At 65.0% G+C, this 19,007-nt stretch carries 15 protein-coding genes; 5 read left to right on the forward strand and 10 right to left on the reverse strand.

Features of this window, described 5'->3' with window-relative positions; all coding sequences use genetic code 11:
- Positions 1–5 precede the first annotated feature (5 nt).
- Together MB1_RS05000 and MB1_RS05005 are read right to left on the reverse strand one after the other, a co-directional pair.
- Positions 6–287: a HigA family addiction module antitoxin gene (locus tag MB1_RS05000; protein WP_066904938.1), complete on the reverse strand. Its 282-nt coding sequence runs from the start codon at positions 285–287 to the stop codon at positions 6–8.
- Between the two features lie 20 nt (positions 288–307).
- Positions 308–586, reverse strand: coding sequence for a type II toxin-antitoxin system RelE/ParE family toxin (locus MB1_RS05005; protein WP_066904402.1), 279 nt, complete (start codon positions 584–586; stop codon positions 308–310).
- Between the two features lie 86 nt (positions 587–672).
- Here MB1_RS05005 and MB1_RS05010 point away from each other — a divergent pair, with 86 nt between their 5' ends.
- The gene (locus MB1_RS05010; protein WP_066904940.1) at positions 673–1,017 is read left to right on the forward strand and encodes a VOC family protein; all 345 of its coding nucleotides are present in this window, start codon (positions 673–675) and stop codon (positions 1,015–1,017) included.
- Between the two features lie 6 nt (positions 1,018–1,023).
- Here MB1_RS05010 and hemW read toward each other — a convergent pair whose 3' ends face one another.
- Positions 1,024–2,223 carry a radical SAM family heme chaperone HemW gene (gene hemW, locus MB1_RS05015; protein ID WP_066904405.1) on the reverse strand — a complete coding sequence of 400 codons (1,200 nt, stop codon included), beginning with the start codon at positions 2,221–2,223 and terminating at the stop codon, positions 1,024–1,026.
- 314 nt (positions 2,224–2,537) lie between these two features.
- Here hemW and MB1_RS05020 point away from each other — a divergent pair, with 314 nt between their 5' ends.
- From MB1_RS05020 to MB1_RS05035, 4 genes are read left to right on the forward strand one after another with little or no spacing between them, the layout of a single operon-like run.
- Entirely contained in the window at positions 2,538–4,373 is a 1,836-nt protein-coding gene (locus MB1_RS05020; protein ID WP_245650033.1) for a nitrite/sulfite reductase, read from the forward strand.
- A gap of 13 nt (positions 4,374–4,386) precedes the next feature.
- Positions 4,387–5,097, forward strand: a complete 711-nt coding sequence (locus MB1_RS05025; protein WP_157083917.1) for a phosphoadenylyl-sulfate reductase — start codon at positions 4,387–4,389, stop codon at positions 5,095–5,097.
- Positions 5,098–5,137: 40 nt separating this feature from the next.
- Positions 5,138–6,064, forward strand: a complete 927-nt coding sequence (gene cysD, locus MB1_RS05030) for a sulfate adenylyltransferase subunit CysD (RefSeq protein ID WP_066904411.1) — start codon at positions 5,138–5,140, stop codon at positions 6,062–6,064.
- A 46-nt stretch (positions 6,065–6,110) separates the two neighbouring features.
- Positions 6,111–7,205, forward strand: a complete 1,095-nt coding sequence (locus MB1_RS05035; protein WP_066904413.1) for an ABC transporter ATP-binding protein — start codon at positions 6,111–6,113, stop codon at positions 7,203–7,205.
- Positions 7,206–7,215: 10 nt separating this feature from the next.
- On the opposite strand, the gene MB1_RS05040 is transcribed toward MB1_RS05035, so the two are convergent.
- From MB1_RS05040 to cysT, 7 genes are all read right to left on the reverse strand, one after another.
- Entirely contained in the window at positions 7,216–10,335 is a 3,120-nt protein-coding gene (locus MB1_RS05040) for a type I restriction endonuclease subunit R (protein ID WP_066904416.1), read from the reverse strand.
- Positions 10,336–10,337: 2 nt separating this feature from the next.
- Positions 10,338–11,630 carry a restriction endonuclease subunit S gene (locus MB1_RS24895; RefSeq protein WP_084350924.1) on the reverse strand — a complete coding sequence of 431 codons (1,293 nt, stop codon included), beginning with the start codon at positions 11,628–11,630 and terminating at the stop codon, positions 10,338–10,340.
- Complete coding sequence (locus tag MB1_RS05050) at positions 11,627–13,600, reverse strand: type I restriction-modification system subunit M (RefSeq protein ID WP_066904422.1); 1,974 nt, start codon at positions 13,598–13,600, stop codon at positions 11,627–11,629. The genes MB1_RS24895 and MB1_RS05050 overlap by 4 nt, the downstream gene beginning before the upstream one ends.
- A gap of 107 nt (positions 13,601–13,707) precedes the next feature.
- The gene (locus MB1_RS05055) at positions 13,708–15,795 is read right to left on the reverse strand and encodes a type I restriction-modification system subunit M/S (RefSeq protein ID WP_066904425.1); all 2,088 of its coding nucleotides are present in this window, start codon (positions 15,793–15,795) and stop codon (positions 13,708–13,710) included.
- A 424-nt stretch (positions 15,796–16,219) separates the two neighbouring features.
- Positions 16,220–17,368: a sulfate/molybdate ABC transporter ATP-binding protein gene (locus tag MB1_RS05065; RefSeq protein ID WP_084350926.1), complete on the reverse strand. Its 1,149-nt coding sequence runs from the start codon at positions 17,366–17,368 to the stop codon at positions 16,220–16,222.
- Complete coding sequence (cysW, locus tag MB1_RS05070) at positions 17,365–18,168, reverse strand: sulfate ABC transporter permease subunit CysW (protein ID WP_066904429.1); 804 nt, start codon at positions 18,166–18,168, stop codon at positions 17,365–17,367. The genes MB1_RS05065 and cysW overlap by 4 nt, the downstream gene beginning before the upstream one ends.
- Positions 18,165–19,007, reverse strand: coding sequence for a sulfate ABC transporter permease subunit CysT (gene cysT, locus MB1_RS05075; protein WP_066904432.1), 843 nt, complete (start codon positions 19,005–19,007; stop codon positions 18,165–18,167). Before cysT ends, cysW begins: the two co-directional genes overlap by 4 nt.

The raw sequence follows: 19,007 nt of genomic DNA on the forward strand, positions 1-19,007 counted from the left end.
GCGGGTCATGCCACGGTCGGGAACTTGCGCACCTCCGGAATCCCGGAGGCGCGTTCGGCGGCCAGATCGAAGGCCGACTGCATCGCCAACCAGGCTCGAGCGGTGCCGACCCCGGCCGCCTCGAGGCGGACAGCCAGGTTCGGGCTGATCCCGGCGTGCCCGTGCAGCACCCTGCTCAGAGTGACGCGGGAAACTCCGAGCATGTCGGCGGCGTCGGTGACGCTCAGCCGCAGATCGGCCAAAACGTCCTCCCGAAGGATCTCCCCCGGATGTACCGGATTCTTCATCGTCATATCTCCACCCAGCGCTAGTGATAATCCCGATAGTCGACGAGTTCGACATCCCCACCGGTGAACCGGAAGGTCACGCGCCAGTTGCCGTTCACCCATATCGACCAGTGCCCGGCCAGGTCCCCTTTGAGGGGGTGCATACGAAACGAGGGTATCGCCAGGTCATCCGGCACTTGGGCGACATCGAGAGCGGTCAGGATGCGCAGCAGCTTCGGAACGTGCGCCGCCTGAACTCCCTTCTTGGAACCGTCACGGTAGAGGCGCTCCAGGCCCTTGTGTCGGAATCCGACTATCACCGAACGAGCGTATAGCGTAGCGCTACGCGATACAAGCGATCGGTGTGCTGCAGATCGGATCCGGCTCGGCCGGCAGAGTTACCGCCATGCCTCTCGCACTGAGCATGATCACCGTCGACACCCGGGACGCATTGCCGCTGGCGCGGTGGTGGGCCGAGCAGATCGGCGGCACGATCGTCGCGGAGAACGACGGCTGGTACGTGGTGGTGGCGCTGACGAACGGTCTGCGACTGTCCTTTCAGAAGGTCGACGATCCGACGCCGGGGAAGAACCGGCTGCACCTCGATATGACCTCGGACGATCTGGACGCGGATATCGCGCGGCTGCTCGAGGTCGGCGCCACGAAGGTCGCCGACTACGAGATGTACGGCGGCCGGTGGGCGACGTTGGCCGACCCCGACGGCAACCAGTTCTGCGTCGCCGAAGGCTGACGCCGACTACCCCAGCACGTCCCGCACGACCCCGTCGGCGAGGTAGCGGCCGCGGTCGGTCAGGGTGAAACCGTCGTCGGTGCGCACCAACAGACCGGAGGCGACCACCTGCTCGGCGCGGTCGAGTTCGTCGGAGTCGAGCAGGTCGACGGGCAGGCCGCTGCGCAACCGGGCGGCGAGCATCACCGCCTCGATATGCCGCTCGGAGGCGGTGAGCACCTCGTGTCCGGCGATCGGCAAGTCCCCCTGCGCGAGGGTCTGCGCGTAGCGGGCGGGGTGCTTGACGTTCCACCAGCGCACCCCGTCGAGGTGGCCGTGCGCGCCGGGGCCGGCGCCCCACCAATTGCCGCCGGCCCAGTAGCCGAGGTTGTGCCGACATTCGGCGTCCGCATCGGTGGCCCAGTTGGACACTTCGTACCAGTGCAGTCCGGCCGTTTCGAGCACCTTGTCGACCCGGGCGTAGCGGTCGGCGAGGACGTCGTCGTCGGGGGCGGGCAGTTCGCCGCGCCGCACCCGGCGGGCCAGCGCCGTGCCGTCCTCGACGATCAGCGAGTACGCCGAGACGTGGTCGACCCCGGCGGCCAGCACCGCGTCGAGCGAGCGGTCGAGGTCCTCGAGCCGCTCCCCCGGCGTGCCGTAGATCAGGTCGAGATTGACATGCTCGAAGCCGGCCGCCTTGGCTTCCGCAGCCGCGGCGGCGGCGCGGCCGGGCGTATGGGTGCGGTCGAGGATCTTCAGCACGTGCTCGGCGGCGGACTGCATGCCCAGTGATACCCGGGTGTAGCCGGCCGCGCGGATGCCGTCGAAGAACGCGGCGGAGGTCGACTCGGGGTTCGCCTCGGTCGTGACCTCCGCGTCGGGCCGCAGCCCGAAGCTCTCGCGCACCGCGTCGAGCACCTCGGTCAGGCCGGTCGCGCCGAGCAGCGAGGGGGTGCCGCCGCCGATGAAGACGGTGTCCGCCGCGGGGGCCTCGCCGAGCCGCCCGGCGACCTCGTCGACCGCCAACTGCAGTTCGGAGCGCATCGCGGCCATCCACGATTCCGGTGAGGCCGAGCTGCCGAGTTCGCCGGCGGTATAGGTGTTGAAGTCGCAGTATCCGCACCGTGTCGCGCAGAACGGTACGTGGATGTAGACGCCGAACGGCGCCGTTCCGGATGGCGTGGACGGCGCGGGTTCATCGGGTACCGGAAGCCGCACGACTACCATTCTGGCGCCCCGCCCTGGCAAATCGCGCGCGGGATGGCACAATGGGGCCCATGCCTGCAGCCGGAGTTCGCTTGGTGGCGCGTCGCCACATCGATCTCCTGCGTACCTGCAGCTGTCGCTGCTGTCGGTAGTTCGGAACCAGCGCCTGCCCCGGATGGGTTCGAACGGTTCCCGAGCCCGGAGCGGCGTCCTTCACCTCAACTGCTCCAGGTCCCTCGCGGAATCGGCTCGGCTCGCCCCGGATCGGGCACCAGCCCCGAGCGGAACGGCTCTGAATCGACGAGCCGGTCGCTCACGAGTACACGGAGCGTATCTTGACCGACGACCGAACGGTGTCGCAGACCGAGGCGAATGGGACCTCTCCCGCCGCCTCCGACGCGCGCGCCGATCGCGCGCTCCGATCCGAGGCCGCCGCGGAACGCCGCCGGCACGCCAAGGCCCGTAGCGCGGCCCCCGCCGCCGGCGAGGCTCCCGCCCGTACCCGCACCGCTGCCCGCCCGCCGAAGCGCCGCGCCGAAGGACAGTGGAAGCTCGGCTACCGCGAGCCGCTGAACGCCAATGAGCAGGCCAAGAAGGACGACAACCCGCTCAACGTCAAGGCGCGCATCCTCAACATCTACTCGAAGAACGGCTTCGACTCGATCGACAAGGGCGATCTGCGCGGCCGGATGCGCTGGTACGGGCTCTACACCCAGCGCAAGCAGGAGTACGACGGCACCTACACCCACGACGACAACATCGACCTGCTCGAGGACAGCCACTTCATGATGCGGGTGCGCTGCGACGGCGGCGCCCTGAATCTGGCCCAGCTGCGCACGATCGCCGGCGTCTCGCAGGAGTTCGCCCGCGATACCGCGGACCTGTCCGATCGGGAGAACGTCCAGTACCACTGGATCCGCATCGAGGACGTGCCGGAGATCTGGCGCCGCTTCGACGAGGTGGGGCTGTACACCACCGAGGCCTGCGGCGACACCCCGCGCGTGGTGCTCGGCTCGCCGCTGGCCGGGCTGCACCCCGACGAGGTGCTCGACCCGACGTCGGCGATCGACGAGATCGTCCGCCGCTATGTCGGCGACCCGCAGTACTCGAACCTGCCGCGCAAGTTCAAGACCGCGATCTCCGGCCTGCCCGACGTGGTGCACGAGATCAACGATGTCGCGTTCATCGGCGTCGAGCATCCCGAGCACGGTCCGGGCCTGGACGTCTACGTCGGCGGCGGCCTGTCGACCAACCCGATGTTCGCGCAGCGCCTCGGCGTGTGGGTGCCGCTCGACGAGGTGCCCGACGTCTGGGAGGGCATCGTCACGATCTTCCGGGACTACGGCTACCGGCGGCTGCGGGCCAAGGCGCGGCTGAAGTTCCTGGTCAAGGACTGGGGTATCGAAAAGTTCCGCCAGGTGCTCGAGGACGAGTACCTCAAGCGCAAGCTGATCGACGGCCCGGCTGCGGCGATCCCGACGCGCCCGATCGATCACGTCGGCGTTCAGAAACTGACCAATGGGCTCAACTCCGTGGGTGTCGCGCCGATCGCCGGGCGCGTCTCCGGCACGATCCTCGCCGGGGTCGCGGACGCCGCGCAGCGCGCCGGCTCCGACCGGGTGCGGTTCACCCCCTATCAGAAGCTGATCATTCTGGACGTTCCGGACGAGGCTGTCGACGGTGTGATCGCCGACCTCGACGCTCTCGGCCTGCCCGCCCAGCCGTCGCAGTGGCGACGGAATCTCATGGCGTGCAGCGGTTTGGAGTTCTGCAAGCTCGCCTTCACCGAAACGCGCAAGCGCAGCCAGGATCTCGTCCCCGAACTCGAGGGTCGCCTGGCGGATCTCAACGCCCAGTTGGACGTTCCGATCACCGTGAACATCAACGGCTGCCCCAACTCCTGCGCGCGATCCCAGATCGCCGACATCGGGTTCAAGGGACAGTTGGTATCCGACGACGACGGGAATCAAGTCGAGGGCTTCCAGGTTCACCTGGGTGGCAGCCTCGGTCTGGACTCCGCGTTCGGTCGAAAGCTTCGTCAGCACAAGGTGACAAGCGCCGAGGTGGGTCCGTACATCGAGCGGGTCGTACGGAACTTCATCAAGCAGCGCGACGCCGGAGAACGATTCGCCCAGTGGGCGTCCCGGGCCGACGACGCAGATCTCACGTGAGAGGACGTCAACAGTGACCACCACGGAGCGTTCGGCAGGAGACTTACGACGGCTCGCCGAGCAGGGCGCCGCCGAACTGGATCAGGCGTCGGCGACCGACATCCTGCGTTGGGTCGACGACAATTTCGGTCCGGACGGCTGGGTTGTCTCGTCGAGCATGCAGGACGCCGTACTCGTCGACGTGGCGACGCGGGTGCGCGAGGACGTCAACGTGATGTTCATCGACACCGGCTACCACTTCCCCGAGACGATCGGCACCCGCGACGCGGTCGCGACCGTCTACCCGCATATCCGTCTGCTGAACGCCCAGCCGCCCACCACGGTCGCCGAGCAGGACCGCCTCGAGGGCAAGGATCTGTTCGCCCGCGACCCGAACCGCTGCTGCGCGATCCGCAAGGTCGCCCCGATGCGCGAGACCCTGGGCAAGTTCGACGCCTGGGTCACCGGGCTGCGTCGCGCCGAGGCGGCCACCCGCGCAAATGCCCCGGCGGTGGCGTTCAACGAGAAGTTCGGCGTGGTCAAGATCAACCCGTTGGTCACCTGGACCGACGAGCAGACCGACCGCTACATCGCGCAGAACGCGATCCTGATCAATCCGTTGATCGAGGACGGCTATCCCTCGATCGGCTGCCGCACCTGCACGGTCAAGCCCGCTCCCGGCGCGGATCCGCGCAGCGGGCGCTGGGCCGGCACCGGCAAGGTCGAATGCGGCCTGCACGGCTGATCTGCTTCACCACCACCTCTCACACAAGGACACTTCACCTATGACGAGCACCCTCGCCGATGGATCGTTCACGCGCGTCGACGAACTGCGCGCCCTCGAAGCGGAATCGGTCCACATCATCCGCGAGGTCGCGGCCGAGTTGGAACGCCCGGTCCTGCTGTTCTCGGCCGGCAAGGATTCGATCGTGCTGCTGCGGCTGGCGGAGAAGGCGTTCCGGCCCGCCGGCGTGCCGTTCCCGGTGATGCACGTCGACACCGGCCACAACTTCCCCGAGGTCATCGACTTCCGCGATCGTCGGCTGGCCGAGGGTGGCCACCAGCTGATCGTCGCGTCGGTGCAGGAGTCGATCGACACCGGCCGCTCGCGCGAGGACGCTCCGAACGCGTCGCGCAACCGGCTGCAGACCCGCACCCTGCTCGACGCGCTGGAGGCGGGGAAGTTCGACGCCGCGTTCGGTGGTGCGCGCCGCGACGAGGAGCGCGCCCGCGCCAAGGAGCGCGTGCTGAGCTTCCGCGACGAGTTCGGTCAGTGGGATCCGCGCGCCCAGCGCCCGGAGCCGTGGACGCTGTACAACGGCCGCATCAAGCGCGGCGAGCAGGTGCGCGTCTTCCCGCTGAGCAACTGGACCGAGCTGGACATCTGGCGGTACATCGAGCTCGAGAACCTCGAGCTGCCGTCGATCTACTTCGCGCACGAGCGGGACGTCTTCGAACGCGACGGGATCCTGCTGGCGGTCTCCGAGTACACCCAGCCGCGTGACGGTGAGGTGGTCAATCGCGAGTGGGTGCGCTACCGCACGGTCGGTGACCTGACGATCACCGGTGCGGTGCGCTCGACGGCCACCGATATCGCCGGGGTCATCACCGAGATCTCCGCGGCGACGGTCTCCGAGCGCGGCGAGACCCGCGCCGACGACCGCACCTCGGTGGCGGCGATGGAGGATCGCAAGCGCGAGGGCTACTTCTGATCGGGTCCCGAATGTCCGGCGCCGGCGATGTGATGTGATCTAGACCATGGCCACGATCACCTTCGACGATGTCACCCGACTGTTCTCGTCGTCGTCGCGACCGGCGGTCGACGCGCTGAATCTGCATATCGAGGACGGCGAGTTCCTGGTGCTGGTCGGCCCCTCGGGCTGTGGCAAGTCGACGTCGCTGCGCATGCTGGCGGGTCTCGAGCCGGTCGACTCCGGGCGCATCCTGATCGACGATCAGGACGTCACCGGGGTCGACCCGAAGGACCGCGATATCGCGATGGTCTTTCAGAACTACGCGCTCTACCCGCATATGACCGTCGCGGAGAATATGGGCTTCGCGCTGCGGCTGGCCGGTACCGACAAGGCGCAGATCGCCGAGCGGGTCGCGAAGGCCGCCGAGATCCTCGACCTGAGCCCGTACCTCGACCGCAAGCCGAAGGCGCTGTCCGGCGGTCAGCGGCAGCGCGTCGCGATGGGACGGGCGATCGTGCGGCAGCCGCGCGTGTTCCTGATGGACGAGCCGCTGAGCAACCTCGACGCGAAGCTGCGGGTGCAGACCCGCACCCAGATCGCGCAGTTGCAGCGGCGCCTGGGCACCACCACCGTCTACGTCACGCACGACCAGGTCGAGGCGATGACGATGGGCGATCGGGTCGCGGTGCTGTCCGACGGGGTGTTGCAGCAGTGCGCGTCGCCGCGCGAGCTGTACCGCAGCCCCGCGAACGCCTTTGTCGCCGGCTTCATCGGGTCGCCGTCGATGAATCTGCTGACCCTGCCGATCGAACCGGAGAACGTGATCGCCGTCGGTCCGCAGTGGCTGCGGGTGCCGGTCGATCGTCTCGCCGATCCCCCGCATGGAGACAGCCGGCGCCGCGAGGTGCAGTTGGGGATTCGCCCGGAGCACATCGAGGTCGGCGTGGCCGACGGTGTTCCGGTCGATGTCGACGTCGTCGAGGAGCTGGGCGCCGAGGCCTTTGTCTACGGCCGCGCCCACCTGGCCAATGGCGCCCACCCGATCGTGGCGCGCGTCGACTGGCGCCATCCCCCGGAAAAGGGCGCCCGCGTCCACATCGCGGTCGACATGGAGCACGCCTTCCTCTTCGACCCGACAGACGGAACCCGGCTGCGGTAGACGCGTCTTGCTATCCCGCCTCCAAGAGGCGTCGATACACGGACGGAAGCAACTCGCCGAGCAGCTTCTGTGCAAGGTCCGGGTTGTTGAGGATCTGAATGGAGAGGTCTGTCGACGATCCCATCGCGGCCATCACCGCGTCGACGAACGCGATGTCGACGTCCGGGCTGGCGGAGAACTGGGCCAGCGAGTTGTTCTTGGCCTGCTGCTGCAGGGTTGGTGACTCCTCGAGCCGGTCCCGAATGTGGGTGACGACGTTGCGGACACTCGAATCCGGGTGATCCCCGGCGAACAGGTCGTTGATCTTCTCGATGACCACGTCCAGCGCTACCAGCTCCGGATCCTGTACTGCGCCGGTACCGGCATCCTTCGACGGCTGCAGCTGCACACCAGCGGTGAGGTGACCGTGCTTCTGCGCCTGCTCGTGGTGGCCGATGTAGTCGATGGTCACCGCGGACAGATCGATGGGGATCTGCTGTTCGCCGCCGGTGAGCTGCGGTACGAGCAGCTTCAAATAGATGGCGAGCTTCTCGAGCCACGGGTTTTGGTAGTCGAACAGCTGGGAGAGGAACTCGTATTGCCGCACATACGTGCCGGCGTCCTTGCGGAACATCTGCAACTCGTCGACAGCCAGCGAATCAGAAGCCTCGACGGCAACCTTCATCCTGACGGTGTATCGCTCCGCGGCCGGCGCGATCCACTTCTCCAGGGCGCTATTGCCCTTCTTAGCGAGGTAATCGTCAACCAGTCCGTCGACTTCGGAGGCTTCGTAGATGCCGACACCTGCAAGCTTCTGCGCGGTGTCGTGGACGATGTTCGGATCGCTGATATCGGCGAGGGTGGTGGCTTCGTAGTACGGAGAGAACGCATCGACGATCTCGGTGACCTCGTTTGAGAAGTCCAATACAAACGTCTGGTCCTTGAGGGGCGGGAAGGTGCGATTCAGCCGGGAGAGAGTCTGGACTGCTTGGACGCCGCCGAGCTTCTTGTCGACGTACATCGCCACCAGCTTCGGCTGATCGAATCCGGTCTGGAACTTGTTGGCCACCAGCATCACCTGAAACTCGTTGGTGGCGAACGCGTCGCGCAGGTCACGACCCTTCAGCCCAGGGTTCATGGTGGTCTCGGTAAACGGCTCATCCGTTCCGGAATCGGGGTCCTTGACCTCCCCGGAGAAGGCGACCAGAGCAGCGATGTCGGTGTAACCACGGTCGGCGACATAGCGGTCGAAGGCAAGCTTGTACCGGGCGGCCGCCTTTCGTGAGGATGTGACCACCATCGCCTTCGCCTGCCCGTCCAGCCGCGGGGCGACGTTCACCCGGAAGTGCTCGACGATGATGGCGACCTTCTGCGCGATGTTTGTCGGGTGCAGCCGCACCCAGTTCAACACCGTCTTCACCGCCGCCGACTTGTCCACCAGATCCCCATCGACCCCGGCCATTCCGCCGGACGGGATGGAGACAGTGCCTTCGGAGGTGTCGCTGGTGGCATAGGTCGTGCCGTTGTGGGTGAGACGGAACGCGGTCTTGTACGGGGTGTAGTTGCGGAGCACGTCGAGGATGAAGCCCTCGTCGATGGCCTGCTGCATCGAATACAGGTGGAACGGCAGCGGGGTGCCGTCCGGACCGGGGCGGCCGAACAGTTGCAGGGTGGTGGCCTTCGGAGTGGCGGTGAACGCGAAGAAGGAGATATTCGTGGCCTCCGCGCGCGCCTTTGTCTCCGCCGCGAGGATGTCCTCCGAGGACACGGGGGCACCCTCGGCCACCTCGGCCAGTTCCTTCTGGGAGAGGACTTCCTTGAGTTTGTTGGACGCGCCACCGGTCTGCGAAGAATGCGCCTCGTCGGCGACGATCGCAAAACTGCGACCCTGCAACGATTCCCGATCCGCGATCGCAGTCAGCGCAAAGGGGAACGTCTGGATGGTGACGATGATGATGTGTGTGCCCGACTCCAACGCATCCGCCAATTCGGACGACTTCGAGCCGGATAGTCCGTCGATGTGGGCGACGACGCCGGTGGTGCGGTTGATCTGGTGGATCGCCTCCTGTAATTGCGCGTCGAGCACTGTGCGGTCGGTGACCACGATGACCGAGGAGAACACCTTCTCGTCCGCGTCGTTGTAGAGCGTGGCGAGGCGCTGCGCGAGCCAGGAGATCGAGTTCGTCTTCCCCGATCCGGCGGAGTGCTGGATCAAGTACTTGTGTCCGGGTCCTTCCGTACGGGCGGCGTCGACGAGTTTCGTGACGACCTCCCACTGATGGAACCGCGGGAACAGCAGAGTTTCCTTGCGGGTCTTCTTCCCCGTTTCGGGGTTCGTGGATTCGACCACCTCCAGGTGGAGGAACCGGTCAAGGATCTCGAGCCAGGTGTCGCGCTGCAGGATCGTTTCCCACAGGTACGAGGAAGCGGTCCCGTTCGGGTTGGTCGGGTTGCCGGCATGGTGATCGTTGCCGCGGTTGAACGGCAAGAACACCGTGGCAGGCCCGGCGAGCCGGGTGCTCATGTGTACTTCCTTGTTGGACAGCGCGAAGTGCACCAGGGCGCGGCCACCGAACGTAAGCAGTGGCTCGCCCTTCGGCAACCGGTCCTGTTTGTACTGCGCGATCGCGTTCTGGACAGGCTGGTTAAAGTCACTCTTGAGTTCGGCGGTGGCGACCGGGATACCGTTGACAAAGAACACCAGATCAATAGCCTTCTTGGCGTTCGTGGTCGAGTAGTGCACCTGCCGCATCACCCGCAACCGCACCGCCGAGTATCTCGCCGCCGTGGTGGCGTTGAGCCCGGAACTCGGTTTGAACTGACACATCGAGAACGTGGCGTTGAGATCGCTGAATCCGCGCCGCAGCACCGAGAGCGTGCCACCGTCGGCCTTGAGGTCAGCCGACAACCTCTTGAGGAGCCGTTGCAGCAAAGCATCTTTCGCTTTCTGCTGCACTGCCGCTGCGGCGTCGGGCCTGACGCGCTTCGCCCATTCGACTGGCTGCGTGTCTGCCAGCCATGCGAAGACGTCTTCCGGGAACAGCGCTAGTTCGCGGTCGTATCCGGTGTCGTTCGGTGAATACAGCCAGCCATGGGCGGCAAGATGCTTGCAGATCTCACCTTCGAGGACTGATTCGTGATGCTGGGTCATGATCAGGCCGCCCCTCGCACGTCAATCTTTCCCGTCACAGCATCCGTAATGAGCGTGGAACGGTACTCGCGCAGGATCGTAATTATCTCACCAGCCTTAGAAATCAAGGCGTCAATTCTGACGCAGACAACGTCGAGATGGTCCGAAATTCTCTGCTGTTCCTCTGGGGAGGGGTGAGGCCATTCGAGATTTGCCAGTTTCTCAGCGGTAAAGTGCGGAATGGTAGCTTTGCCGCATAGAATCGAAACGTGACCGCAGTTGTTCGCAGCCTGGATGAGGTAGCTGACGAACCGAATATCGTCGCGGTCCAAGGGTCTAATACGGTTCAGCGACTTCTGGAAACCCCAGCCCGGAAGGTCTCGTTGGACGACGACACAACGACCGTACGTGGCACCACCTTCGACTACCAACAGGTCACCTCGCTGCACTGAGAGAACGGAAAGCTCACTTGGAGAAAACCAACACTCCATGGGATCTGCAGTGTCAACTGTCAGATCCACCGTAAGACTTCCGGCCTTCAAGTGCGGACAAAGCACGTCAGTTGGAGAAGATCGGACACCTTGATACATCTTACCGAGCACGACGGAGAATCCGTGCTTGATCCTGCCGAGTGTCCAGGCGGTCGGGACGCTTCCGACCCAATCGACCCCCGAGTCCTTCATCTCGACATTCGGGTCGAGGCCCTTCGTGACGGCCTGGGTGATCGTGGCGGCACGGTCCTCGCGCAGGGTGGCGATGAGTTGCTCCTGCTTGGCGATCAGCGCATCGATCTTGGCGGTCTCGCGGTCGAGGAAGCGCACAATCGATCGTTGCTCATCGGCGGGCGGAACAGCGAGAGTTATCTGCTTCATTGCCGAATATCTGGTCGACCACAGGTCAGCCACGATGCCACTACCGAATCGGTAATACTCATCCTGAAATGCTCTACTCCGGAGCAAGTAATGGACGAATCCTACTTCGATATGTCTGGGCTCAAGAACCGTCGAGATCACCGAAACACTTCCATCACGGTCCGCGACTCCGGCCGACCCCTTTCGATCGGACCTGCTATTGATGACAAAGTCACCCGCCATGACAAGCTTGCGATTCTCCGGGTTATCGGTCTTCGCCGCGGTTTCTAGCTGCGGAACAATCCCAGCCATCGTCACCGACAACGGCAGATAATCGGTGTCACTAACTGTGGTCTTACGTTCGGTGAAGTGAAACCCGAGCGGACGGAGCTTCCAATGAGCCGGAGCGTTCCCGATCCATTGTGTTCCAGTGTCACGGCACAAGCCGTAAGCTGCCCAATTCATACGCCCACCTCCGCGAGCATTTCCTGAATCTCACTGACGAGGCCGCGGAGATCCTTCTGTATTTCTTCCAAGGGACGGGGCGGGGTGTAGCGATAGAAGTGACGGGTGAAAGGGATTTCGTAGCCCACTCTGGTCTTGTCGTGATCGATCCACGCATCCGGCACGTGTGGGAGGACCTCGCGAGCGAAGTAGGCTTCGATGTCCTCGGACAAGGGGACGTTCTCGGTGTCGCGTAGCGCCGAGTCGCCCTCCGGTTTGCCCTTGGTGGTGACGACGTCGGCAGCAGGATCATGCTGCCCAACCGTGCTCCAGATCGCCTTCACCACAGGGGCGGCAGGCTTTGCGATACCGGCAGTCTTGAGAGCTGCCTTGAGGTCGACAACAAACTTGTCGCGGTTGGACCACGACCGACCAACAAGATCGGACAGAGCCTTTCGGATCGAGTCCTGCTCGACCTCGGGAAGTTTGGTGAGCGCCTTGGCGCCGAGTACCTGCTCGACAGTGTCGTCATGAACGCGGAAAGCCAGTTGCAAGGGACGTTCAACGGTGATGGTGCGGTAGCCGAAGGCTTCGTTGGCGAATACCTTCGACAAGTCCTGCTCATCAGGGTTGTCGTCGTGACGGAATTCGTCGTACAACTGACAGATCAATGTGATGTCGGTCGGGCGGAGTTCTTTACGCTTGGAACCCAGGGACTTTCGCATCTTGCCGAACATGTCGACGGCGTTGATCAGTTGAACCTTGCCCTTGCGCTGCTCGGTCTTCTTGTTGTCGAGGATCCAGATGTAGGTGGAGATGCCGGTGTTGTAGAACATGTCGGTCGGCAGGGCGATGATCGCGTCGAGCAGATCGTTCTCGATGATCCACTGCCGAATGTTCGACTCGCCGGAGCCGGCCCCGCCGGTGAACAGCGGTGATCCGTTCAAGACGATCGCCAGGCGGGAGCCCTTGTCCTCGGGGCTGCGAACAGGGCGCATCTTCTTGATCAGGTGCAGCAGGAACAGCAGGGAGCCGTCGGAAACGCGGGGTAGGCCGGGGCCGAAACGGCCGGCGTGGCCCAGTTGGTCGTGCTCGTCAGTGACCTTCTTCTGCTGGGTTTTCCACTCGACGCCGAACGGCGGGTTGGACAGCAGGAAGTCGAAGTGCTCACCGGAGAAGCCGTCGTCGGCGAGGGTGTCACCGAGGTAGATGTTGTCGACATCCTGGCCCTTGATGACCATGTCCGACTTACACATCGCGTAGGAACGCGCGTTGATCTCCTGTCCGTACAACACCGGCGTCGCCTCGTGGTTCATCTCCACAAGGTGGTCGTATGCGGTCGACAACATGCCGCCGGTACCGGCGGCAGGGTCGTAGATGGTGCGCACGATCCCGGGTGCCGTCAGCTCAAGGTCTTTGTCCGCGTACAGCAAGTCGACCATCAGGGCGATGACCTCACGGGGTGTGAAGTGGTCACCGGCTTGAGCATTGTTGGATTCGGCAAACTTCCGGATGAGCTCTTCGAAGATGTAGCCCATGTCGTGCCCACTTACCCGGTCCGGGTGCAGGTCGACATTTGCGAATTCCTTGACGATCAGGAAAAGGCGGTCCTTCTTCTCCAGTTCGACGATCAGGGTCGGCAAGGCGTAGCCGTCGAAGACGTCGCGAATGTTTGCGGAGAAGCCTTCGATGTAGTCGATCAGGTTGTCGGCGAGACCGGCCGGGTCGGCGGCGAGCTTGCCGAAGTCCCACACCGAGGTGTTGAAGAATGGCAGCCGGAACTTCGACCTGAGCACCACAAACGGGTCGATCCCGAGTCCCTGCGTCTTCTTGTACTCGGCAAGAACCTCAGCCTTCCGCGGGGCGAGGATCGCATCAAGGCGCCGCAGGATCGTGAAGGGCAGGATCACATCGCCGTACTGATTCGGCTGGTAGGGGCCGCGAAGCAGGTTCGCGATGTTCCAGATCAGACTGGCGTTGGTGGTGGCCATTCGCAGAGGTCCTTTGTGCTCGATAGAGGCTATTGAAGTTACCGACCGATCCCGACCAACCCGTGGTGGGTAGTTCGGCGCGTCCGGCGGCGGGTACAAACGTTGGGTCACACCGAGGCGTTGAGCGGCGCAGCGAACCGCACCACATCCAGAAGAGCGGCCGCGACCGAGTTCGCGGCGTCGGCGACGTGCTGGGCTCGGGTTTCCAGGACCTTGACCTGGTCGAGCGCGGCGACGATGGCTTCTTGCTCAGCGACCGGTACTACCGGGATCTCGAGATCCTTGATGTCGGCGCGCGGAGCGGCCGTTCCCCGGAGGAAGCGGGTGTTCCAGTCGCCGGCCAGGCAGTGCGCGACATATTCGTGATGCAACCGGTCGGGGTCGACGCGCAGCCGATGCACCCCGGTGGCACATAGATTCCCGCCCCGGTGGTCAACCACCGCTCGAATCGTGTGCACCGTGGCGACCAGGATGTCGCCGGGATGGGTCAGGTCGGTGCCCTCGCGGGTGCTTCTGATCTCGGGGATTTCGGGCATGGGGACACGAAGATCTCCGACCGTGATGACTCGGGGAGCACTGTCGGTCCGCCCTCCCCCGGGCCGCGCCCGCCCCGGTTCGAGCGTCGCGATTCCCTGGCGCACGAGATCCTGCACCGTCAGAACGGCAGCGGTGGACACGACATCGGGTATAGCCGGGGACGACGCCCCGCCGGCAATGTCGTTCAATGCGTCCCGCAGCGCGGATTGGGAGGCGGCGAGCTTCCGGACTAGCTGCTCCGGTTCGACACCGACAGACTTCACCCATTTCCGGGGATCCAGGTCGGCATCCAGGCCGATGATGTCGGCAATCGAAACTTCCGCATGCGGTGGCTCGTCAAGCGCATCCTGCTTGCGACCCGCAAGCCAGTCGTCGACCCTATCCTCGGGATCAGGTGACGCCGATCCGTCGACAAACAACACCTTCCCCGGCCTGACCGAGGCTCCCGGCCTGCATAGCACCCACAGCACCAACGGAATCGAGGTATGCGGGAGCATCTTTCCCGGCAGTCCGACGATCGCCTCGATGCAGCCATCACGCAGCAGACCCGAACGGATGGCTGCAGCGGGGCCGGACTTGAACGCCGGACCCAGAGGCGTGATCACGTACGCCCGCCCCTCCGAGGCGAGATGGGCTACCGCGTGTTGGATCCAGGCGAACTCGGATGCCTTCGACGGAGCGATGCCATAGGCCCATCGTGGGTCGGCACGGTCGTACCGCCAACTCAGACCGAATGGCGGCTCGACAACAATGACATCGGCGAGCAACCCTGGGACGGGATCGGCTTCCAGGACGTCCACGCTGCCGATGTCAACGGACACTCCATGCAAATAGCACCGTTGCCGAGCGAATCGTGCGGCAGTCGGATCGATTTCGTGGCCAACAACTCTCACATCCCCACCGCGTCGCGACGAGAGGCCGATCAGGGCTTCCCCGATGCCACACGCGGGATCGTATAGAACACCCTGTGCGCCCGAAGCCGCCCTGACCAACAGCGCGGAAGTGCGAGACCCGACAAAACCGGAGTCGCCACCGGACCGAACCTGTGCGGACACGACCCGGGCAAGGAATCGGTCACCGACGCTCGCGAGATCCCCCGGGTCGATCCGGTCGATGATGTCGACCAGGCGTCCGAACACCCCGACACTGCGCCTGCCGGGATGCGCCCAATTCTCGAACTCATCACGGACCTCGGACCGGGACACCAGTTGAGACCAGCGCTCATCCGTATCCTCGAATTCGCCGACGACCGTATCGAACTCCTCGAAATCATCGACGGCAGCGGCGGCGCGAAGCCGGTCCCACCCTCGATAGCCGTCGGCAGTTTCCGCAGAGAGCTTCCGAACGCACAGCAGCGAGAGCAATACGGCTGCCATCCTCTCGATACGAGTGCTGCCGTCAAGGGCATTGAAGAGCCCGAAGACGTCGATATCAGCGGTGGCGCGGGCCGGCTCGTAACCGCGACCACGTAACCACGCGCTGACTTCGGCGCGGTCGAACAGCGGCTTGGCTTCGGTGCCACCGGCAGGTTCCGGAAAGCCCTGCGAGCGCTTGCGCCAGTTGCTGACCGCCGCCCGCGAGACACCTGCCAGCTCGGCGATATCGCTTGGCGCAACAAGTCCGTCACGGATGATTTCCGTAGTCACCGCCACCTCCATGCCCGTGTATCGGATTCACAGCATGCAGCAGCGATGTTCGCGAGTCAACCTGTGAATCGAATTCACATCGAGTCTGCTGCTACTCGTCTCCCGCCGCCCCGAGCAAGAGACGCCCGACAGCGACGGCAGCATCTCTCGAATCATCGGCGCCGTCGAGCCGCTCCAGGACGCTGTCGATTCGACCGGTCAGCGGACCGGCCTCGAGGTCGTCCAGGTAGCGCTGCGCGGCTCGGGTGAAGAACTCGGATCGACTTATTCCGAGTTCGCTCGCGGTCCGCGAGACACGGTCGAAAGTGTCGTCCGGACTGAAATAGCCGTCTTCATACGCCCGAGTATCACTCGGCATACCGTGCCTCGGTGGGGACGGGCAGACGCAGAACGGGGCGCGGCTGGGTAGCCGCGCCCCGTTCGATCGAATTGCCGGTCAGGCCGGAACGATCTCCGGGGTGTGCGTCGCGCGCACGTAGACGGTGTCCTCCGGGCTCAGCTGCAGAGCCGCCGCGTCGCCGCGGGTGATCTGTGCGGTGAACCGCTCGTCGCTGGCCGACGCGACCAGCTCGACCCGCACCTCGAAGCCCAGGTGCACGACCCGCTCGACGGTGGCGCGGAAGACGCCGTTGTTGTCGGCGCCGATCAGGGCCGCCTCGATGGTCGGCTCGACCGTGGTCTCGGTCAGCGTCGACACTCCGCCGTTGGACGACGGGGTGAGCGGCTCGGCGATCCGGGCGAGTTCCGGGGTGCGGCCCAGGCGCAGATCGTGCGGGCGCACCAGCACACCGTTGAGGCGCGCGACCTCACCGAGGAAGGTCATCACGAACTCGTTGGCCGGCCGATCGTAGAGGTCGTCCGGGCTGCCGACCTGCTCGATGCGTCCCTTGTTGAGCACGGCGATCCGGTCGGCGACGTCGAGCGCCTCCTGCTGGTCGTGGGTGACCAGCACCGTGGTGACGTGCACCTCCTCGTGCAGCCGGCGCAGCCAGGTACGCAGGTCCGCGCGCACCTTGGCGTCCAGGGCGCCGAAGGGCTCGTCGAGCAGCAGCACCTTCGGGTCGACGGCCAGCGCCCGGGCCAGCGCCATGCGCTGTCGCTGACCACCGGAAAGCTGGCTGGGGTAGCGGTTCTGGAAGCCCGCCAGACCGACGATCTCGAGCAGTTCGTCGACCTTCTTCGTGATCTCCGCCTTCGGCCGTTTGCGGATCGACAGACCGAAGCCGACGTTCTCGCGCACGGTCATGTGCTTGAACGCGGCGTAGTGCTGGAAGACGAAGCCGATATCGCGCTGCTGCGGCGTCAGCGAGCTGACGTCGCGACCACCGATGATCACCGTGCCCGAGTCGATCGACTCGAGGCCCGCGATCGACCGCAGCAGGGTCGACTTCCCCGAACCCGACGGCCCGAGCAGGGCGGTCAGCGAGCCGGCCGGGATCTCCAGACTGACATCGTCGAGTGCGGCGAAATCGCCGTAGTGCTTATTGGCGTTGCGGACCGTGATCTCGACACCTTCGAAGTCGAGATCGGTATTCGACAGGTCGGGGTTCGTCAGATCGGTGTTCGACAGCTCCGGTGTACTCATTCGTTTGTCCTCTTTCGATCCAGAACGGTCATCAACAGCAGCACCAGCACCGCTACCGCCATCAGGAGGGTGGACGCCGCGTAGGCTCCGGCCGCGTTGAAGTCCTCGTAGCGGCTGTGCACCAACAGCGTCAGGGTCTGCGAGATACCCGGCAGGTTCGTCGAGACCATGATCACCGCGCCGAACTCGCCGAGCGAGCGGGCGACGGTCAACACCACGCCGTAGGTCAGACCCCAGCGGATCGCCGGCAGGGTGATCCGCCAGAAGGTCTGCCAATTGGAGGCGCCGAGGGTTGCGGCCGCCTCCTCCTGTTCGGTGCCGATCTCGTGCAGCACCGGCTCGACCTCGCGCACCACGAACGGCAGCGTCACGAAGATCGTCGCGAGCACCATGCCGGGCAGGGCGAAGATGATCGGGAAACCGGCGCGATCGATGAAGCCGAACCAACCGGACGCGCCCCACAGCAGGATGAGCGAGACACCGACGATGACCGGCGAGACCGCGAACGGCAGGTCGACCACCGCTTCGAGGGCCCGCTTGCCACGGAACTTGCCGCGGGCGAGGGCGATCGCGGTGAAGATGCCGAAGACGACGTTCACCGGCACGACGATCGCCACGATCAGCAGCGACAGGTTGAGCGCCGAAATCGCCGCCGGGGTGGTGATCAGCGAGAAGAACGCGCCGATCCCGTTCTCGAACGAGCGATAGAGAATCGCGGCGAGCGGGAAGACCACCAGCACGAACAGGTAGGCCAAGGCGATGAAGCGCAGCGTCAGCCGCGCCCGAGTGGAGACGATCATTCGGCACGCTCCTCACGCCGCGCGAACCGGTTTCCGATGACCCGCAGGATCACCAGCACGACGAACGCCAAGGCCAGCAGCACCACCGACAACGCCGCGGCGTCGACCGGCTGGTCGACCTCGATCCGCTCGCGGATCAACTGCGAAGCGACCTGCGTATTGCCCGGGATGTTGCCGCCGATCAGCACGACCGAGCCGAACTCGCCGATCGCGCGAGCGAAGGCAAGACCGGCGCCGGACAGGATCGCCGGCAACAGGGCGGGCAGGACGACCCGGCGGAAGATGACTGCGTTGTTGGCGCCGAGGGAGGCCGCGGCCTCCTCGACGTCGCGTTCGAGTTCGATCAGCACGGGCTGAACGGCACGCACCACGAACGGCAGCGTCACGAAGGCGAGGGCGAGAATGACGCCCCACTTGGTGGCCGACAGGGTCAGACCGATCGGGCTGCCCGGCCCGTAGAGCGACAGCAGCACCAACGACGCGACGATGGTCGGCAGGGCGAAGGGCAGGTCGATCAGGCCGTTGACGAACGCCTTGCCGGGGAACTCGTCACGCACAAGAACCCAGGCGATGATCGTGCCGAGAATGACGTTGACGCCGGCGGCGACGAAGGAAACCAGCAGGGTGACCTCGAACGTCGCGATCGCGCGCGGGGTGGTCACGGCGGAGAAGAAGCCGCCGATGCCGTTGTCGAAGGACTTCGTCAGCACCGCCGCCAACGGCAGCAGCACGATGATCGACAACCACAGTGTCGCGGTACCGAGGGTCAGGGGGCTGACCCCGCCCCGGCGGGGCCGCTTGCGCGGCCCCGCCGGAGGTGCGGAGGTGACGGTTGCCAT

Source organism: Millisia brevis NBRC 105863, assembly GCF_001552615.1.
Lineage (GTDB): Bacteria > Actinomycetota > Actinomycetes > Mycobacteriales > Mycobacteriaceae > Millisia > Millisia brevis.

Coding starts and splice junctions, on each gene's coding strand:
- MB1_RS05000 (WP_066904938.1), bottom strand. CDS start 287: ATGAAGAATCCGGTACATCCGGGGGAGATCCTTCGGGAGGACGTTTTG.
- MB1_RS05010 (WP_066904940.1), top strand. CDS start 673: ATGCCTCTCGCACTGAGCATGATCACCGTCGACACCCGGGACGCATTG.
- hemW (WP_066904405.1), bottom strand. CDS start 2,223: ATGGTAGTCGTGCGGCTTCCGGTACCCGATGAACCCGCGCCGTCCACG.
- cysD (WP_066904411.1), top strand. CDS start 5,138: ATGACGAGCACCCTCGCCGATGGATCGTTCACGCGCGTCGACGAACTG.
- MB1_RS05035 (WP_066904413.1), top strand. CDS start 6,111: ATGGCCACGATCACCTTCGACGATGTCACCCGACTGTTCTCGTCGTCG.
- MB1_RS05040 (WP_066904416.1), bottom strand. CDS start 10,335: ATGACCCAGCATCACGAATCAGTCCTCGAAGGTGAGATCTGCAAGCAT.
- MB1_RS24895 (WP_084350924.1), bottom strand. CDS start 11,630: ATGAATTGGGCAGCTTACGGCTTGTGCCGTGACACTGGAACACAATGG.
- MB1_RS05050 (WP_066904422.1), bottom strand. CDS start 13,600: ATGGCCACCACCAACGCCAGTCTGATCTGGAACATCGCGAACCTGCTT.
- MB1_RS05055 (WP_066904425.1), bottom strand. CDS start 15,795: ATGGAGGTGGCGGTGACTACGGAAATCATCCGTGACGGACTTGTTGCG.
- MB1_RS05065 (WP_084350926.1), bottom strand. CDS start 17,368: ATGAGTACACCGGAGCTGTCGAACACCGATCTGACGAACCCCGACCTG.
- cysW (WP_066904429.1), bottom strand. CDS start 18,168: ATGATCGTCTCCACTCGGGCGCGGCTGACGCTGCGCTTCATCGCCTTG.
- cysT (WP_066904432.1), bottom strand. CDS start 19,007: ATGGCAACCGTCACCTCCGCACCTCCGGCGGGGCCGCGCAAGCGGCCC.